The following is a 16411-nucleotide window of genomic DNA, read 5'->3' as shown; positions in this document are numbered from 1 at the left end:
CACCTGACGTTGGCCTTGGTCTTTATAGATAGTGGCTTTTGCCCCGGCCCGTGGCCGCGTTCATTCCCGCCGTCAGCGGCTCGCGACCGAATGATTGTTGCCGGTTACGAGGGCCTGTTCAAGCTGAAGCCTCGCCAGCGAAGCGAGGTACTTGAGATATTCGAATACGAGTAAACGAACGGTCTGCGGGTTGACCCACCAGTAATCGTCGCGGAGCGGCAGGCTGACGACCGGGTAGGGGATTAGCGTCATCTGCGGCATTTCGTTCTGGAGTTCGTTGAGCGCGCGCGGCATATGCCACGCGGACGTCACCACGATCAGCGAGCGGAACTTGTGCATTTCCGCCCAGCGCGCGGTTTCGGTGGCGTTGCCGGTGGTGTTCTGCGCTTCGCGCCCAAGGTCGATGCAGCAGGCGGACAGGCGGTCGAAATCGGGGATTTTCTTTTTCAGTTCTTCGGTGGTGGTCGCGGGGTTCACGCCGGAAATCAGCAGGCGCTGCCCGCGGTTCTCGGAGAGCAATTCCAGCGCGTCGTTGATGCGGAACGCGCCGCCGGTCAGCACGACAATTCCGTCGGCGCGCGCGTTCATCGGCGCGGCTGCGTTGCGGACGTCGTGCAGGAAAACGAGAAAGCCCGCGACCAGCGCGACAACCAGCGCACCCGACAGCGCGACCATGAAACGGAAGAAAAATCCCCGCCGCCGCGCGAGACGTTCCCGCTCCGCAGCCGGCTCGAAACGATCCGCGCCGTCCGTCGTCATCCGGTCCATGCCGGGCAGGATACGGGGAAATGCGGCAAGCCAGCGGCCCTCAAGCGATTCGTCTCAGCAGGCCTTTTACCGTGAAGCGGCTTACCAACGCGATAAGGATCGTTATTGCAGCCGCGAGCAGAAGGAGCTGGACGTAGCCCAGAAATCCGAAGGCGAGGGGTGCTGCGAACAGCGAGAATCCGGGGGCAGCGCGTACAAGCAGGACGAGCAACAGGATCGCCGCGGCCGTGCCGATGGCGGCACCCTTCGCGCCCGCTTCCAGAAAATAGCGCTGGAAGACGCGCAGGATGAAGCGGTCGCGCGCGCCGATGAATTGCAGCACGTCCACGACCTCGCGATTGACGACGACCGCGTTGCGCGTCGCTATCGCCGCGGCAAGCGCGAGTGCGACGAGGATCAGCACGAGCATCGCGCCCGCGCTAAAGGCGGCCGTTCCCGCCTCGGCCGTCAATCGACCGCTCCAGCCGCGATAGTCGTCGAGGATTGCGCCGGGGACCTGCGCGCCGAGGGCAGTGCGCAGCGTGGCGAGATCCGCATTCCTGTCGGTGAGTTCGACCACGATCAGATGCGGGACCGGAAGATCTTTCAGGTTCGCGTTCGCGCCGAGCCACGGCTCCAGCAATTTCGAGACTTCCGCGCGGTTGAGCGTCCGTGCGCTGCGCACGCCGGGCGTCGCCCGCGCCAGATTGATCGCGCGCTCGGCCACCGCCGCCGGTTCTTTTGCCGCGATCTGGATGGTGACTTCGCCGGCGACGGCATCGCGCCATGTGTTCGCGGCATTGCGGACGCCATGCACGACACCGAGCGCGAGCGCGGCAAGGAATGTCAGGATCCCAAACAACGCGATCAGGTTGCCGCTGCCCGCTCGCAGCAGGGGCTCGGTGCGGTGCTGGAATAATGCGCGGAGCGAAAAGCTAGCCATCGGTGCGCAACCTGCCGTTTGCGAGAATGAGACGCGGCGCATCGAAACGATTCATCAGCGCGAGATCGTGGGTCGCGAGCAGCACGGAAGTACCGTTGCGCGGCAGTTCGGCGAACAGGTGCAGGAGCTTTTCGGCATAGTCCGGATCGACGCTGCCGGTCGGCTCGTCCGCGAGCAGCAATTCGGGTTTCGCAACCAGCGCGCGTGCAATGGCGGCACGCTGCTGCTCGCCGCCGGAAAGCTGCGGCGGCTTCGCATGCAGCCGCTCGCCGAGGCCGACCCATTGCAGGAGGTCGATGACCTGTGCGCGGTACTCGCGCTCCTCGCGTCCCGCCGCGCGCAGCGGCAGCGCGACGTTCTCGTAGGCACTCAGATGCGCGAGCAGGCGGAAATCCTGAAACACCACGCCGATGCGGCGGCGGATGCGCGCGATGTCGTCGCGGTCGAGTTGCGCGGTGTCGCGGCTGAAAAGGCTGACGCGCCCGCGCGAGGGTTTCAGCGCGAGAAAGGCGAGCCGCAGCAGGCTGGTTTTTCCGGCACCGGATGCGCCGGTGAGAAACTGGAACGACTTCGGCGCGATCGAGAAGTTAATATCCGTCAACACTTCGGGCGCGCGGCCGTATCGTAGTCCGATATTTTCGAAGCGGATCACGCTTATCGCTCCCGGTTTCGCCCCGCAGCATGTCCCGATTCGGTGCACGAATCGAAAAGCGATTGTCGCGCAAAGGTTTTTTCAGGCGATGAGGGCGCAATTACGGTTTTCGATCCATTAACGGGTGTCAGGCACAATGCGCGCAGTTGGTTGTGTGTTGTGAGTGAGGCTGGCTGCGATGCGTATCGATTGCCCTTCGTGCAGTGCGTCGTTCGAAGTGAAAGCGGAAGCGCTCGGTGCGCAGGGGCGCAACGTTCGCTGCGCCCAGTGCAAGACGACATGGTTCGCCACCGCGCCCGCGCCGGAGGCGCCGGAGATCATTGCGCCGGAAGCGCTCGAGGCGCTTGTCGACAAGGCAGAAGGCCTTGTCCCCGAAATACAGGAAACACCGGAAGCGCCGGTCATCGACGCAGACGTTGTTTCCGAAATCCCGACCCCGATCATTTCCGCCGATGACCGTGCCGACCACGAAGCGCTGGGCGAAGGTCCTGCCGTGCTGGTCGCAGCACTCGAAGGCAAGCCGCTCGACGAAGCCGAACAGAATATTGCACCCGCCGATCTCCCGCCCGCGCGCCCGCGCCGCAAGACGGTGCATCGCGTGGCGCAACAACCCCAGCGCAGCGGGATGCGGATGCCGCGCGCGGCAGTGTTGTGCATCGTGCTGGTCGCCACGCTGGTACTCGGCGTGATGGGCAGGAATTCCGTGGTGCGCGCCGCGCCGGAAACCGCGAGCATCTATGCGGCCATCGGCTTCCCGGTGAACCTGCGCGGCCTCGATTTCCAGAATGTCGTCGTGCGTCAGGAGACGCAGGACGGCGTGCAGGTGCTGATGATCGAGGGCGAGGTCGAGAACGTGGCAGGCCGGGCGATCGAACTGCCGCGCGTGCGCCTTGCCGTGATCGGTGCCGACGGCAACGAAATCTATTCGTGGACCACGCTCCTGCCGCGATCCATCCTGTATCCTCGCGAGCGCGTGCCGTTCAAAAGCCGGCTCGCGTCCCCGCCGCCCGCGGGGAAGCAGATCATGGTCCGATTTCTGACGCGCGGCGATCTCGTGGCAGGGCTGCGCTAACGTTCAAGGCCGTTCATGGCTCGCATACTGATCGCGGAAGACGAGGAGGCGATGCGCGTACTGATTACGCGCGCGCTGGAACTCGACGGCCATGCGGTGCACGCCGTGGCCGACGGCGCGGCGGCGCATGACTATCTGCAAGGCGGCGGCGAGGCCGACCTGATGCTTGCCGATATTTCGATGCCGGTGATGGACGGGATTGCGCTGGCGCTCGCCGCCTCGCGCGATTTTCCCGCGCTGCCGATCCTGCTGATGACCGGCTATGCCGACCAGCAGGCGCGCGCGAGCGGCCTAGATACGCTGATCCGCGGCGTCATCCTGAAACCCTTCGAGATCGAAAAGCTGCGCGCACAGGTGCGCGAAGTGCTGGCCGCGTAGCGGCTATTCCCGCAACAGACGGTCGAGATATTCCAGTTCGAGGCGCGGCCGGTTCGGATCGCTGAGACGGCGGCGCAATTCCTCCAGCACGCGCCGCGCGCGCTGCGCGTCGATTTCGTCCGGCACCTTCACGGTGTAGTCGTCGCCGAAGTCGCGGTTGCGGGTCGGGCGGCCCAGCGGATCGGTGCGTTCGGCGGCTTCGGCTTCCGGCCCGTTCGGATCGCCGGGACCGTCGCCCGGTCCCTGCATCGCATCGGCCATTGCCTGCGCGCCTTGCCGCAGGCTTTGCAGCGCGCGGCCCTGCTGATCGATCGCGCCTTCCGCGTCGCCGTTGCCGAGTGCGTCTTCGGCGTCGCGCATCGCCTGTTCGGCGCGGTTCAGCGCTTCGCCCGCTTCCTTGCCGGGACCATCCTGTCCGTCCTGACCCTGCTGGCGCTTGCGCAACTGCTCTAGCATCTGTTCGAGCTGCTGGCGCAGGTCGCCTTGATTCTTTTGCAGGTCGCGCATCGACTGGCGCTGTTGCTTCTGGCCTTTCTGTTGCTGGTCGCCGCGCGGATTCTCGCGGCCCTGCCGGAAGGTGCGGTCACGCAGGCGCTGCTGTTCCTGAATCATGCGGCCCAGTTGATCGAGCGGCGTGTTCTGGTCCTGCTGCGGCCCGGCGTTGCGGCGGTTGCGTTGCAGGTTCTGCATCAGCGACTGCAATTCGGAGAGCAGCTTCTGCGCGCCCGAAAGGTCGCCCTGCCGCGCCATGCGCTCGATGCGGTCGAGCATGTTCTTGAGGTCCTGCGGACGAAGCGTGCGCACGTTCGCGTCCGGCCGGGGATTGTCGTTGCTTTGGCGGTTCTGCTGTTCGGCCAGCGCCTGTAAGTATTTTTCGAGTGCCGCGCGAAGCTGATCCATCAGCTTCTTGATTTCCTCTTCGCTGGCGCCGCGTTCCAGCGCCTGTTTCAGCGCGTTCTCGGCGGCGCGCAGGTCGCGCTCCACGTCGGAGAGGGTGCCGTCCTCGATCAGCACGGCGATTTCCCAGAGATAGTCGATCACGCCGCGCAGGTCGTCGTCGGTGCGCGACAGGCGCAACCTTGTGCTTGCCGTGCGCAGGCCGAGATAGACGTTCGCTTCCGTGGTGAAGCGGTCCGGCGCGATCATGAGTGCGTCGAGCGCGCGCTGCACGCGCCCGCGCGCATTGGCATCGAAGGCAAGCTCGCGGCGCTGCTCGATCAGCGCGCGGGCGAGCGGCTTCTCGAACGAGCGCTGCGGGACCGTCACTTCGTAGGCCTGACTGACGCCGGTGTTGCCGCCTTCGTCGCGCGCATGAAGGGTCATGCGCAACACCGCGCCCGCCCACGGATGTTCGGTGAGGTCGCGCGCCGTGGTGGCGGTGCCGGATTTGGTGCGCGCCTGCGGCAGGATGAGCGGGAAGTCGGGTGCGTTCACCAGCGGGCGCGGGCTGAGACTGTTGCGGGCACCCGGCACGACACGCTCGAACTTCGCTTCGGCCGAGGTGACGCCGTAGTCGTCCTCGATCTTGTAGTTGAGCGAGAATGCGTTGCGGCCGGAGATTTCCGGGTTCTTCAGGAGTTCGATCACCGGCACGCGGTCGGGGATGGCGCGGAAGTGCCAGGTCACGCTGCCGGAGGGCAGACCGCGCACGGTGACGGAAGCGTCTTCCAGAATCTTGAAGTGGCGCTCGATACCGGCTGCCGCGTTCTGCGGATTCGGGTTCGGTTCTTCCTGCAATTTTCCGTCGATCGCGAGATCGAGGTTCGCGAGGTTGGTCGCGCGCACGATCAGCGTGCTTCCCGCGGGCACCATCACCAGCGGCGTTTCGCCGGCCGCGGCTTCGTCGTGACGGATGCCGGTGAGCAGCACCGGCGCGCGGGCGGTGTATTGCGGCGGCGCGACCCACGCATCCACGCGGTAGAGGCGCGGGGTCAGCGCGCCGGTCCAGTCGAACGCGGCGGCGACACGGCGCATGCGGTCGCCTTCCGCGACGAAGAAAGTCACGACGACGCCGAGCAGGATCAGCGCGCGGAACGCCATCGGGTCGCGCAGTGCAAGTTGCGGGCGCGGCGGTGTCGCGCGGAGTTTCTTCGCGGCGTCGGCGGTGCGTGCGACATGCTCGCGCCAGAGCGCTTCCGCCATCGGGTCGGGTTTGGAGGCGATGCGATCGGTCAGCGCGGTCGCGGGGCGGTGCGTGCTGGCGTTGCTTTGCTCAAGGCGGCGCACGGCCTCGTTGTTTCCGGGCAGGCGAATACGGATCGCGGGAAACAGGCTTGCGGCAACCAGCGCGACGAGAAGAACGAGACCGGCGATGCGCGCCATCGGCGGCAGCGCGATCCAGAGGCCGGCCCAGGAAATTGCGAGAAAGATGCCGATGCCCGCCGCGAGCGAGACGGCGACCGGCCAGATTTTTTCGAACAGCAGGCTTTGGCGCGTGCGCGTCAGCGCGACCTTGAGCGCAGCCAGCGCTTCCCGGACGGTGCCGGGGGCGGAGTTCTCTTGCTGATCCGGCGTGCCGCTCAACGAACGTTCCTTACGCAGAGCACCCCCATGCCCTGCGGGAAGTTTATCGGGGTCCGGCGGCCCCGGCCAATGACTTTCGCGGCACTGCACCCATTCAGCGCAGCCAGGGCGCCATGCGGTCCTGTGCGATGATGGCTGCGGCGTCGAGACGCGGGCGGACCACGGCGTATTCGCTAGCCCGGACAAGCACTTCCGGGATCAGCGGGCGGGTATTATAGGTTCCCGCCTGCACCGCGCCGTAGGCGCCCGCGGTCATGATGGCGACGAGATCGCCTTCGCTCAGCACCGGCACGCGCCGCGCCTGCGCCAGATAATCGCCCGATTCGCAGACCGGCCCGACCACGTCGGCCAGCGCGGTCTTCATGCGCGGCGTCTTCTTCACGGGAAGAATGTCGTGCCACGCATGATAGAGCGTCGGTCGCACGAGATCGTTCATCGCGGCGTCCACGATCATGAAGTTCTTCGCGCCGGTCTTCTTCCAGTAGATCACGGAAGCGACGAGGATGCCGGCGTTGCCCGCGATCATGCGGCCGATCTCGAATACGAGCTTCACGTTCAGCCCGCGCGTATTGCGCTTGATGATCTCGGCATATTTCTTCGGCACGGGCGGCGGCGGGTCGCCGGCCTTGTAAGGAATGCCTAAGCCCCCGCCGACATCGATGTGGTCGATGGCATGGCCCTGGCTTTTGAGTTCGCGCGCGAGGGCGGCGATCTTCCTGGTCGCGGTATCGAACGGCGTCAGCTTGGTGATCTGGCTGCCGATATGCATGTCGATGCCGGTGACTTTGAGACCCGGCAGTTTCGCGGCGATGGCATAGACCGTCTTCGCGCGCGCAATCGGAATGCCGAACTTGTCACCCTTCTTGCCGGTCGAAATCTTCGCCATCGTTTTCGCGTCCACATCGGGGTTGATGCGGAGCGAAACGGGTGCGGTCTTGCCACGGGACGTGGCGACTTCGGAGAGCGCGTGCAGTTCAGGCTCGCTCTCGACGTTGAAGCAGAAGATGCCCGCGTCCAGCGCGGCAGCCATTTCGTCCCGCGTCTTGCCGACGCCGGAGAACACGATCTTGTCCGCGGGCACGCCGGCGGCAAGCGCGCGTTGTAATTCGCCACCGGAAACGATGTCGGTGCCCGCACCGAGACGGGCGAGAGTCGCGATCACCGCCTGATTGGAATTGGCCTTCATCGCGTAGCAGACGAGCGCGGGCACATCGGCGAAGGCTTCCGCGAACACCTTGTAGTGGCGCTCCAGCGTCGCGGTGGAATAGCAATAGAACGGCGTACCGACTTCGCGCGCGAGCGCGGTCAGGTCCACGTCTTCGGCGTGCAGGACGCCGTTGCGATATTCGAAGTGACGCATGGGGAAGGGAAGTTAGAGCAAACCGTCGAGAATGAAAGTCTGGTTCGGCTTTTCCGGCTCGCTGGTCAGCGGGACATTGCCGCGTTTGACGCGCTTGCGTTTGCGGTTGTCGTCCACCAGCGGCGAGGTGATGGTTGCCGGGTTCGAGCTTTGCACTTCCGTCTTGGTGCCGGTGATGGTGTTGCCGAGCGCAGGGTCGATCTCATGCTCGGTCTGCGCGGCGATGGGAGCGGCAGCCTGCGAGCCGGGAGGCGGCTCCAGCGGACCCTTCACGCCGCAACCGGCGATGACGAGCACGCCAAGCAGCGCAATGACGCGCGATTTCCCGAAAATTTGCCCAGCCGACACTAGAAACACTCCTGAACGCGGGGGTTGGGTAGCGGAAAACCGGGGCCAAAGCGAGGCTTACCGGAGACTGGCTCAGCCTTCCTTGCCAAGGCGTTTCAGCCAGCGTTTGGCCTGCATCCGCACGTTTTTCGGGGCCGTTCCGCCGTAGCTGGTGCGGCTGGCTACCGATTTCGAGACCGAGAGCACGGAGAAGACGTCGTCCGTGATCCGTTTCTCGACCGCCTGCATGTCCGCGAGCGGCAGGCGATGCAGCGGCAGATTGGCGCTGGCTGCTTTTGCTACGATGCTGCCCGTGATGTGGTGCGCTTCCCGGAACGGGATGTTGAGTTTCTGCACCAGCCAGTCCGCGAGGTCGGTCGCGGTGGAATAGCCTTCGCCGGCCGCGGCCTTCATCTTCTTCGCATCCACGGTGAGGTCGCGGACCATGCCCGCGGTCGCGGCGATCACGACCGAGAAGTCGGACAGCGCGCGGATGGTGGCGTCTTTGTCTTCCTGCATGTCCTTGGCGTAGGCGAGCGGCAGGCCCTTCATCACGATGAGCAACTGTGTCAGCGCGCCAACGATCTTGCCGACCTTCGCGCGCACGAGTTCGGCCGCGTCGGGGTTGCGCTTCTGCGGCATGATCGAGGAGCCGGTCGTGAATTTGTCGGAGAGCGCAACGAAGCCGAACGACGGCGTGGTCCAGATCACGATCTCTTCCGCGAAGCGAGAAAGGTGCATGGCGCAGATCGACGCGCCCGCGAGCGTCTCCAGTACGAAGTCGCGGTCGGATACGGCATCGAGGCTGTTCGCGGTCGGCCGATCGAAGCCGAGCGCCTTCGAGGTCGCGTCGCGGTCGATGGGAAACGAGGTGCCGGCGAGCGCGGCGCTCCCCAACGGGTTCTCGTTCATGCGTTTGCGTGCGTCGGTGAGCCGTCCGCGGTCGCGCGACAGCATCTCGACGTAAGCGAGCAGGTGATGGCCGAAGGTGACGGGTTGCGCGGTTTGCAGATGCGTGAAGCCGGGTATCACCGTTTCCGCATGCTCCAGCGCTTTTTCCGCGAGCGCGAGTTGCAGATCCGCGAGCGAGTTGTCGAGGCCGTCGATGGTGTCGCGGATATAGAGCCGGAAATCGGTCGCGACCTGATCGTTGCGCGAACGCGCGGTGTGCAGCCGCCCGGCAGCCGGACCGATCAGTTCGGCGAGGCGCGACTCCACATTCATGTGGATGTCTTCGAGCGCTTTCGAGAAGTTGAATTTGCCGTCGAGGATTTCGCGCAGGATGGTGTCGAGGCCCTGCGCGATTTTGTCCGCGTCAGCTGCCGTAATGATGCCTTGTGCCGCCAGCATCGAGGCATGCGCCTTGGAGCCGGCGATGTCCTGTGCGAACAAGTGCCGGTCGAAGTCGATGGAGGCGTTGATCTCTTCGAGGATGGCATCCGGCCCCGCCGCGAACCGCCCGCCCCACATCCGGTTACTCATGTCTCAAATCCCGACGGCCCGTATATGACCGCTACTCCACCTGAAACCACCGCCCGCGTGAACTGGCTGCGCCGCGCGCGCTACGCTTTGCTTGCGGCTCTGCTCGGCACGATTGCGGGGTTCGCGGGGGTATACTTGACCGGCGGCCTGCAACGCAACGCGGGCCTCGGCACCGATGCTTCCTGTGTTAACGCGGCGCTGACCTCCAAGCGGTTAATGCCGCTGGCGAAGGGCGAAGTCGCGGCTTTTCAGGCCAACGAGCGCCCCCGCGCGGCGACGCCGATCTCGTTCCTCAATGCCTCCGGGCAGGCCGTCGACCTGACCAAACTGCGCGGCAAGGTGGTGCTGGTGAACCTCTGGGCGACATGGTGCCTGCCGTGCCGGAAGGAAATGCCCGCACTCGACGAGTTGCAGGCGAAGCTCGGCGGCAAGGATTTCGAGGTGGTGGCGATCAACCTCGATACGCGCGAGCGTGAAAAGCCGAAGGCCTTTCTCGCCGCCATCGGCATAAAGCATCTCGCCTATTACGAAGACCCGAAGGCGGAAGTTTTCCAGAAGCTCAAGGCCGTCGAGCGCGCGCCCGGATTGCCGAGCACGCTGCTGATCGACCGCAACGGGTGCGAACTCGGCTTCGTGCTGGGTCCGGCGGAATGGGCGAGCGAGGAAGCGCTCTCGCTGATCCGCACGGCGATTGCGGGGAATTGATTCAATCGGCCGCCCTTCGGCGCGCCGGAACGATCAGACTTTAATATCGAGGTTCTGGCCGAGGCCGGCGGCAGCGTCGGCCAATTTCTGCGCGTTCTGGTTCGCGGCTTCGAGCAGCTGCGCGATTGATTGCTCGCTCGAAGCGTTCATCTTCGCGAGCTTCGCCGCAAGCGCCATCTGCACCTGCGAGGCCTTCGAGGCCATGACTGCGGAAATGAGGGCGGTTTCCATGGCCGCCAAAATGGCGGCCGCGGGTTAAAGAACGCTTATCGCTGGCCGTTAGCGGGTCGGGACCGGCTTTTCGCCGCGGTAATCGTAGAAGCCGCGCTTGGTCTTGCGACCCAGCCAGCCGGCTTCGACATACTTCACGAGCAGCGGACAGGGGCGGTATTTCGAATCCGCCAGCCCTTCGTGCAGTACCTGCATTACCGAGAGCACGGTATCCAGACCGATGAAGTCGGCGAGTTGCAGCGGACCCATCGGGTGATTGGCGCCGAGCTTCATCGCCTTGTCGATCGCTTCCACCGAGCCGACGCCCTCGTAGAGCGTGTAGATCGCTTCGTTGATCATCGGCAGCAGGATGCGGTTGACGATGAAGGCCGGGAAATCTTCCGCTACCGCGTAGGTCTTGTTGAGGCGGGAGACGAATTCCTTCGAGGTTTCGAAGGTGTCGTCGTCGGTGGCGATACCGCGTACCAGTTCGACCAGCTCCATCAGCGGCACCGGATTCATGAAGTGAATGCCGATGAATTTCTCCGGGCGGTCGGTGCCCGCGCCGAGACGCGTGATGGAAATGGAAGAAGTGTTGGAAGCGAGCAGCGCTTCCTTCGGCATGATCTGGCTGAGTTCGGTGAAGATCTTCTTCTTGATCTCCTCCTTCTCGGAGGCCGACTCGATGACGAGATCGCAGTCCGCGAGATCGTTGAAGGTTACCGCAGGCAGGATGCGCGCGAGCGCGGTCTGGCGGTCGCCCTCGGAAATCAGCGCCTTGGTCACCTGACGCTGCATGTTGCCGTTGATGTTGGCGAGGCCGGTCTTGATGCGCTCTTCGGAGATGTCGTTGAGCTTCACGTCATAACCGGCAAGCGCGCAGACATGCGCAATGCCGTTGCCCATCTGGCCCGCGCCGATAACACCGATTTTTTTGAGAGGCTTCATCGCGCGGGTCGCTCGCTATTTGCTGAGTTCTTTTTCGAGTTCGGGCAATACCTGAAAGAGATCGCCGACAAGGCCGTAATCGGCGACCTGGAAGATCGGCGCCTCTTCGTCCTTGTTGATCGCGACGATGACCTTCGAGTCCTTCATGCCGGCAAGATGCTGGATCGCGCCGGAAATGCCGACGGCGATGTAAAGCTCCGGCGCCACGACCTTGCCGGTCTGGCCGACCTGCCAGTCGTTCGGAGCATAACCGGCATCGACGGCTGCGCGGGACGCACCCATCGCCGCGCCGAGCTTGTCCGCGACCGGCTCGATGTATTTTGCGAAGTTTTCCTTGTTCGCCATCGCGCGGCCGCCGGAAATGATGATGCGGGCCGAGGTGAGTTCGGGGCGGTCGGACTTGGAGAGTTCTTCGCCCACGAAAGAGGAAAGGCCCGGATCGCCGGCACCTTCGGCGTTCTCGACGGAAGCCGAGCCGCCCTCGCCAGCCGCCTGGAACGAGGCGGTGCGAACGGTGATAACTTTCTTCTTGTCGGAAGACTGCACCGTCTGGATCGCATTGCCGGCATAGATCGGACGCTGGAAGGTATCGGCGCTCTCGACCTTGGTGACTTCCGAAATCTGCATGACGTCGAGCAGCGCCGCGACGCGCGGCATGAAGTTCTTGCCGGAGGTCGTGGCGGGAGCGACGATTGCATCGTAATTCGCAGCGAGCTTGACGATCAGGTCCGTCATCGGCTCGGCCAGCTTGTTCTTGTACGCGGCGTTGTCAGCGAGAAGCACCTTCTTCACGCCCGCGAGTTTCGCAGCCGCATCGGCAACCGCCTTCGCGCCTTCGCCAGCGACCAGCACGTCGACGTCGCCACCGAGAGCGGCGGCAGCGGTCAGCGCCTTCGCGGTCGCGCCGTTCAGGGTCTGGTTATCGTGTTCTGCAATCAGGAGCGTGGCCATGTTCAAAGCACTCCCGCTTCGTTCTTGAGTTTATCGACAAGAGCCGCGACCGAATCCACCTTCACGCCCGCCTTGCGGCCGGCTGGTTCGGCGGTTTTCAGAACCTTGAGTCGCGGCGCGACATCGACGCCGTAATCGGCGGGCGATTTCTCGTCGATCGGCTTCTTCTTCGCCTTCATGATGTTCGGCAGCGAAGCGTAGCGCGGTTCGTTGAGGCGCAGGTCGGTGGTAACCACCGCAGGAAGTTTCAGCTTCACGGTCTGGAGGCCGCCGTCGATTTCGCGCGTGACGTTCACGCTGTCGGCTTCGAGTGCAACCTTGGACGCGAACGTACCCTGCGGCCACTTGAGCAGCGCCGCGAGCATCTGTCCGGTCTGGTTGGAGTCGTCGTCGATCGCCTGCTTGCCGAGGATCACGAGGTTCGGCTTTTCGGCGTCAACGATGCCCTTGAGAATCTTCGCGACCGCGAGCGGTTCGACCACGCCGTCGTTCTTGACCAGGATGCCGCGGTCGGCGCCCATCGCGAGCGCGGTGCGGATGGTCTCGGACGCCTGCTGCGGACCAACCGAAACCGCGACGATCTCGGTGGCCTTGCCTGCTTCCTTGAGACGGATTGCTTCCTCGACGGCAATTTCGTCGAAGGGATTCATCGACATTTTGACGTTGGCGAGATCAACGCCGGAACCGTCGGGTTTTACGCGCGCCTTCACGTTGAAATCGATGACACGCTTTACTGCGACCAGAACTTTCATCCGCGCCCCATTTGTTGCGGTGCGGCGGGCAAACTATGGCTGCTCCCTAGGCCTGTCAACGCGAACGATGACGGTAGACGAGTCGCCGGGGCTCGGCGGGTCCATCGGATTGATGGGCACCGCCTGCGCGCCGGTTGCGACATCCGTAACGGTATCGTCCTTGGCAAAGAGTTCGACGCCGGGGCGCCGCAATAGATAAGTCAGGGGGATGCCCGCGATGAATCCGCCGATATGCGCCCACCAGGCGATGCGCTCGTTGAAGTAGTCCGGAAGGATACGGAACTGCGTCGCGATCTCCGCGAACACGTTGTAGGCGATGTAGAGCAGGAGCACGACGAAGGCCGGGACTTTCAGCGGGATGCGGAACAGGAGCAGCGCCCACAGTTTCGCGCGCGGATAGAGGATCAGATAGGCCGCGAGCACGCCGGAGATCGCGCCCGATGCGCCGACCAGCGCTGCCTGCGAGCTGGTATCGGACCAGAAATGGGCAAGGCCGGAGAAGATCCCGCAGCCGAGATAGAAGACGAGATAGCGGATGCGGCCCATCGCATCCTCGACGTTGTCGCCGAAGATGTAGAGGAACAGCATGTTGCCGAGCAGGTGCCCCGCGTCGCCATGCAAGAACATGTAAGTAAAGACTTTAATGCCCGGCACTTCCGCGATCAGCGCGGGGACGTTCATCTGGCGCATCGAGGCGGGCAGGATGCTGTTCGGCATGAAGCCGAAGGTATGCTGCACCTGTGCGCCGACCTTCAGGATCAGGTCGGACTGGAAAACGAAATAGATGAAAATGTTGATTGCGATCAGCGACCAGTTCATCCACGGCCGCTTGATGTGGCGCAGGCGGTTGTAGTCGTAGACTGGAAGGAAGACCATCGATCGCTCAGCGGTTGGCGCCCGGAACCCATAGCACGTCGCGCGCGCCCCTGTCATTGACGTAGCGGGCGGCTACGAACAACAGATCGGACAGGCGGTTGAGATAGCGCACTGCTGCCGGGTTCACGCGCTCGGTCTTGTGTTGGGAAAGCTCCACCGCAAGACGTTCGGCGCGGCGCGAAACGGTGCGCGCGAGATGCAGGTGCGCGGCGGCCGGTTCGCCGCCCGGTAGAATAAAAGAAGTGAGCGGTTTCAATTCCGCATTGAGCTGGTCGATTTCCTTTTCCAGCCGCTCGACCTGCGTTTCGATCACGCGCAGCCGCTCGGCCTTGCCATCGCGCTCCGGCACGGCGAAGTCCGCACCGAGATCGAACAGGTCGTTCTGGATGCGCATCAGCATCGCATCGACCTCGCTGTCCTTCGGCAGATGCACGCGCGCGATGCCGAGCGTCGCGTTGGTCTCGTCGATGGTGCCATAGACCTCGACGCGCAGGTCGGATTTCAGCCGCCGCTCGCCGGTGCCGAGCGCGGTGGTGCCGTCGTCGCCGGTCTTCGTGTAGATGCGATTGAGAACGACCATGCGTCCCGCCTGTTGTTACCGGGCGGCATCCTACGCGAGGAAACGGGAAAAGTGCGAGGGGAGACGGCGGGCTATTTGCCGAGGAACCAGAGCATGCCCATCACGATCGCGATGGCAAGCGCCTGCAAGGCGACGCGCATGCGCATCAGGCTTTGCGAGCGGCTCGACGAACCGCCTTTCATCAGGTTCCAGAGGCCCAGCACAAGTACGATCGTGACCGCGATCAGCGCGGCCGGGACGAGGAAATATTGAAGTGTGCTGGCCATGATACTTTCTCCGGGCAACCTCAGGCGTTGAGGCGCACGATCTCGGCATTGAGTGCCGTAGCGTAGCCGATCCAGAGCAGATAGGGGAGGAGGAGCGCCGCGGCAATCCGATCCACTCTCCATGCCGCAAAAATCGTCCAGGCGACCAGCAGGTCGAGCGCGAGAATCGCAACAAGGCCGCCCCGTATCGATTCCGCGCCGAAGAAAATCCACGACCACGCAAGATTTACCGCAAGCTGCAACAGGAACAGCGTTACGGCGCGGTTACGAAGATCGCCGCGCGGGGATTGCCAGAGCCGCCACAGCGAGACCGCCATCATCGCATAAAGAATATTCCAGACGATGGGGAAGAGATAATTCGGCGGCGTGAACGCGGGCTTCGTCAGGCCCGTGTACCAACCGGGAATCTTCGGCGTGGTCGCGAGCGCACCGAGCGCGGCGATGGCGAAACATAACGCCAGACATGCCAGCAGACGAAAAACCGATTTCATCGGTTAGTGTACCAGGTGCTTCTCGATCTGGTCGGCGGGGATTTTGACGAGGTCCTTGTCGATCTCTTTTTGCAGCGCCTGTTTGATCGCGGGCGTGTAGTGCTCGCGGATCATGCCGAGCGCGCGAGGCGGCGCGACGATGACCAGTTCTTTCGTTTCGCCGCCGTGAACGGCGAGATGGATTTTCCCGGCGAGGTCTTTCAGGAATTTAGCTTCGGCCTGATCGTGCCAGTCGGTCTGGCCGACCGCGCTGCGACCCGGCCCGACCGACGAATGGGAGCGGCCGGGACGGTCGGTGCCTTGTTCGGCGGTCGAGGGATTGTCCTGTTCAAAAACATCGCGGATGCGCAGGTCGGGATATTGCGGGTCGCCATTGTTTTCGAGAATGAGCGCCTTCGCGCCGTCGCAGACCACGACCCATGCGCCGTTGCCGAGTTTCAGATTTGCCAAGGGAATCCTCCGCGAATGGCCGCCCCGACAATCAACGCCGGGGAACCGAACAAGTTGCCTGGGGCGCTTCGCCGCTCCTAGCGGCGCAGCGCGACCAGCGCGGTCGATCCTATGAAAATCAATGCAAGGATGGCCTTGATCGCGGTCAAGAGCGGACCGCCCTGAATATCAAGCGCAATCCAGAGCAGGACGCCGGGGATCAGCAGGCCGCACATGATCAGCGTCATGCGCAGCAGTTGCCACGAAACACGTTTGCCAAGTTTTTCCGTTTCGGACGAGGCAACGAGTTGCGTTTTCACCTCTTCGCTTGCGCAGAGCCATGCGGAAATCTTCATGGATAGCGGCAGGCCGACGCCGATCGTGATTGCGGCTACGGACGCGAGCAGCAGCACAAAGGGAAGGGGCTGCAGTTTGCTCGGGTCGGGGTAGAGCAGGAGCAGCACGGGCAACATGAACCCGACGACGGCAATGCCTGCGAATACGATGAACAGCAGCGCGTTCAGACCGATGAATTTCAGATACGCGCCGCCATCGACCGGCTTTGCCAGCCGCTCGATCTCGTCCCATTCGGCGGGCGTATAAGAAAAGCCGGGCCACCACGAATAGCCGCCCTCGCGAAGAACACTCATGTTCTTCGCCCAGAATGCGAGGCTCGCAAGCGAGCCTTGGGACAACGAGCCTTGGGAAAGTCCGGCCAT

The 16411-nt window shown here is 63.8% G+C and carries 20 protein-coding genes; 3 read left to right on the top strand and 17 right to left on the bottom strand.

Annotated features, from left to right (window positions below; translation table 11 throughout):
* Positions 1-72 precede the first annotated feature (72 nt).
* From KF794_13695 to KF794_13685, 3 genes are read right to left on the bottom strand one after another with little or no spacing between them, the layout of a single operon-like run.
* Positions 73-759, bottom strand: coding sequence for a YdcF family protein (locus KF794_13695; protein QYK44794.1), 687 nt, complete (start codon positions 757-759; stop codon positions 73-75).
* 49 nt (positions 760-808) lie between these two features.
* Positions 809-1690 (bottom strand): ABC transporter permease, encoded by an 882-nt coding sequence (locus tag KF794_13690; GenBank protein ID QYK44793.1) that lies wholly within the window; start codon positions 1688-1690, stop codon positions 809-811.
* The gene (locus KF794_13685; protein QYK44792.1) at positions 1683-2342 is read right to left on the bottom strand and encodes an ATP-binding cassette domain-containing protein; all 660 of its coding nucleotides are present in this window, start codon (positions 2340-2342) and stop codon (positions 1683-1685) included. Before KF794_13685 ends, KF794_13690 begins: the two co-directional genes overlap by 8 nt.
* A gap of 178 nt (positions 2343-2520) precedes the next feature.
* On the opposite strand from KF794_13685, the gene KF794_13680 reads away from it, so the two are divergent.
* The gene (locus tag KF794_13680; protein QYK44791.1) at positions 2521-3414 is read left to right on the top strand and encodes a zinc-ribbon domain-containing protein; all 894 of its coding nucleotides are present in this window, start codon (positions 2521-2523) and stop codon (positions 3412-3414) included.
* A 15-nt stretch (positions 3415-3429) separates the two neighbouring features.
* Entirely contained in the window at positions 3430-3792 is a 363-nt protein-coding gene (locus KF794_13675) for a response regulator (protein ID QYK44790.1), read from the top strand.
* Between the two features lie 3 nt (positions 3793-3795).
* On the opposite strand, the gene KF794_13670 is transcribed toward KF794_13675, so the two are convergent.
* The 4 genes from KF794_13670 to argH all read right to left on the bottom strand — a co-directional run bounded on the left by KF794_13670 (position 3796) and on the right by argH (position 9484).
* Complete coding sequence (locus KF794_13670) at positions 3796-6315, bottom strand: TIGR02302 family protein (protein QYK44789.1); 2520 nt, start codon at positions 6313-6315, stop codon at positions 3796-3798.
* 94 nt (positions 6316-6409) lie between these two features.
* Entirely contained in the window at positions 6410-7675 is a 1266-nt protein-coding gene (lysA, locus tag KF794_13665; protein ID QYK44788.1) for a diaminopimelate decarboxylase, read from the bottom strand.
* A 12-nt stretch (positions 7676-7687) separates the two neighbouring features.
* Positions 7688-8023: a lipoprotein gene (locus KF794_13660; GenBank protein QYK44787.1), complete on the bottom strand. Its 336-nt coding sequence runs from the start codon at positions 8021-8023 to the stop codon at positions 7688-7690.
* 72 nt (positions 8024-8095) lie between these two features.
* Positions 8096-9484 (bottom strand): argininosuccinate lyase, encoded by a 1389-nt coding sequence (gene argH / locus KF794_13655; protein QYK44786.1) that lies wholly within the window; start codon positions 9482-9484, stop codon positions 8096-8098.
* Between the two features lie 24 nt (positions 9485-9508).
* On the opposite strand from argH, the gene KF794_13650 reads away from it, so the two are divergent.
* Positions 9509-10189, top strand: a complete 681-nt coding sequence (locus tag KF794_13650) for a TlpA family protein disulfide reductase (protein ID QYK44785.1) — start codon at positions 9509-9511, stop codon at positions 10187-10189.
* A 33-nt stretch (positions 10190-10222) separates the two neighbouring features.
* Here the strand turns inward: KF794_13650 and KF794_13645 are convergent, their stop codons facing one another.
* The 10 genes from KF794_13645 to KF794_13600 all read right to left on the bottom strand — a co-directional run bounded on the left by KF794_13645 (position 10223) and on the right by KF794_13600 (position 16411).
* Positions 10223-10420 carry a hypothetical protein gene (locus tag KF794_13645; protein ID QYK44784.1) on the bottom strand — a complete coding sequence of 66 codons (198 nt, stop codon included), beginning with the start codon at positions 10418-10420 and terminating at the stop codon, positions 10223-10225.
* 48 nt (positions 10421-10468) lie between these two features.
* Positions 10469-11347: a 3-hydroxybutyryl-CoA dehydrogenase gene (locus tag KF794_13640; GenBank protein QYK44783.1), complete on the bottom strand. Its 879-nt coding sequence runs from the start codon at positions 11345-11347 to the stop codon at positions 10469-10471.
* 15 nt (positions 11348-11362) lie between these two features.
* Positions 11363-12298 (bottom strand): electron transfer flavoprotein subunit alpha/FixB family protein, encoded by a 936-nt coding sequence (locus tag KF794_13635; GenBank protein QYK44782.1) that lies wholly within the window; start codon positions 12296-12298, stop codon positions 11363-11365.
* Between the two features lie 2 nt (positions 12299-12300).
* The gene (locus KF794_13630; GenBank protein QYK44781.1) at positions 12301-13050 is read right to left on the bottom strand and encodes an electron transfer flavoprotein subunit beta/FixA family protein; all 750 of its coding nucleotides are present in this window, start codon (positions 13048-13050) and stop codon (positions 12301-12303) included.
* 33 nt (positions 13051-13083) lie between these two features.
* Entirely contained in the window at positions 13084-13926 is an 843-nt protein-coding gene (locus KF794_13625; GenBank protein ID QYK44780.1) for a rhomboid family intramembrane serine protease, read from the bottom strand.
* Between the two features lie 7 nt (positions 13927-13933).
* Positions 13934-14506, bottom strand: coding sequence for a cob(I)yrinic acid a,c-diamide adenosyltransferase (locus KF794_13620; protein QYK44779.1), 573 nt, complete (start codon positions 14504-14506; stop codon positions 13934-13936).
* A 71-nt stretch (positions 14507-14577) separates the two neighbouring features.
* On the bottom strand, positions 14578-14772 hold the full coding sequence (locus KF794_13615; GenBank protein QYK44778.1) for a twin transmembrane helix small protein: 195 nt from the start codon (positions 14770-14772) through the stop codon (positions 14578-14580).
* Positions 14773-14792: 20 nt separating this feature from the next.
* Complete coding sequence (locus KF794_13610; GenBank protein QYK44777.1) at positions 14793-15263, bottom strand: tryptophan-rich sensory protein; 471 nt, start codon at positions 15261-15263, stop codon at positions 14793-14795.
* Between the two features lie 3 nt (positions 15264-15266).
* The gene (locus KF794_13605; protein ID QYK44776.1) at positions 15267-15713 is read right to left on the bottom strand and encodes a host attachment protein; all 447 of its coding nucleotides are present in this window, start codon (positions 15711-15713) and stop codon (positions 15267-15269) included.
* 77 nt (positions 15714-15790) lie between these two features.
* A complete protein-coding gene (locus tag KF794_13600; protein QYK44775.1) occupies positions 15791-16411 on the bottom strand; it encodes a hypothetical protein in 621 nt (206 codons plus the stop codon).

Source organism: Xanthobacteraceae bacterium (assembly GCA_019454205.1).
Classification (GTDB): Bacteria; Pseudomonadota; Alphaproteobacteria; order Rhizobiales; family Xanthobacteraceae.
This window is presented reverse-complemented; position numbering and strand designations above follow the sequence as displayed.

Bases quoted from the DNA above. Each gene is read 5' to 3' on its own strand.
- KF794_13695 (QYK44794.1), bottom strand. From the start codon at position 759: ATGACGACGGACGGCGCGGATCGTTTCGAGCCGGCTGCGGAGCGGGAA.
- KF794_13690 (QYK44793.1), bottom strand. From the start codon at position 1,690: ATGGCTAGCTTTTCGCTCCGCGCATTATTCCAGCACCGCACCGAGCCC.
- KF794_13680 (QYK44791.1), top strand. From the start codon at position 2,521: ATGCGTATCGATTGCCCTTCGTGCAGTGCGTCGTTCGAAGTGAAAGCG.
- KF794_13675 (QYK44790.1), top strand. From the start codon at position 3,430: ATGGCTCGCATACTGATCGCGGAAGACGAGGAGGCGATGCGCGTACTG.
- lysA (QYK44788.1), bottom strand. From the start codon at position 7,675: ATGCGTCACTTCGAATATCGCAACGGCGTCCTGCACGCCGAAGACGTG.
- argH (QYK44786.1), bottom strand. From the start codon at position 9,484: ATGAGTAACCGGATGTGGGGCGGGCGGTTCGCGGCGGGGCCGGATGCC.
- KF794_13650 (QYK44785.1), top strand. From the start codon at position 9,509: ATGACCGCTACTCCACCTGAAACCACCGCCCGCGTGAACTGGCTGCGC.
- KF794_13645 (QYK44784.1), bottom strand. From the start codon at position 10,420: ATGGAAACCGCCCTCATTTCCGCAGTCATGGCCTCGAAGGCCTCGCAG.
- KF794_13640 (QYK44783.1), bottom strand. From the start codon at position 11,347: ATGAAGCCTCTCAAAAAAATCGGTGTTATCGGCGCGGGCCAGATGGGC.
- KF794_13635 (QYK44782.1), bottom strand. From the start codon at position 12,298: ATGGCCACGCTCCTGATTGCAGAACACGATAACCAGACCCTGAACGGC.
- KF794_13630 (QYK44781.1), bottom strand. From the start codon at position 13,050: ATGAAAGTTCTGGTCGCAGTAAAGCGTGTCATCGATTTCAACGTGAAG.
- KF794_13625 (QYK44780.1), bottom strand. From the start codon at position 13,926: ATGGTCTTCCTTCCAGTCTACGACTACAACCGCCTGCGCCACATCAAG.
- KF794_13620 (QYK44779.1), bottom strand. From the start codon at position 14,506: ATGGTCGTTCTCAATCGCATCTACACGAAGACCGGCGACGACGGCACC.
- KF794_13615 (QYK44778.1), bottom strand. From the start codon at position 14,772: ATGGCCAGCACACTTCAATATTTCCTCGTCCCGGCCGCGCTGATCGCG.
- KF794_13610 (QYK44777.1), bottom strand. From the start codon at position 15,263: ATGAAATCGGTTTTTCGTCTGCTGGCATGTCTGGCGTTATGTTTCGCC.
- KF794_13600 (QYK44775.1), bottom strand. From the start codon at position 16,411: ATGGCCGGACTTTCCCAAGGCTCGTTGTCCCAAGGCTCGCTTGCGAGC.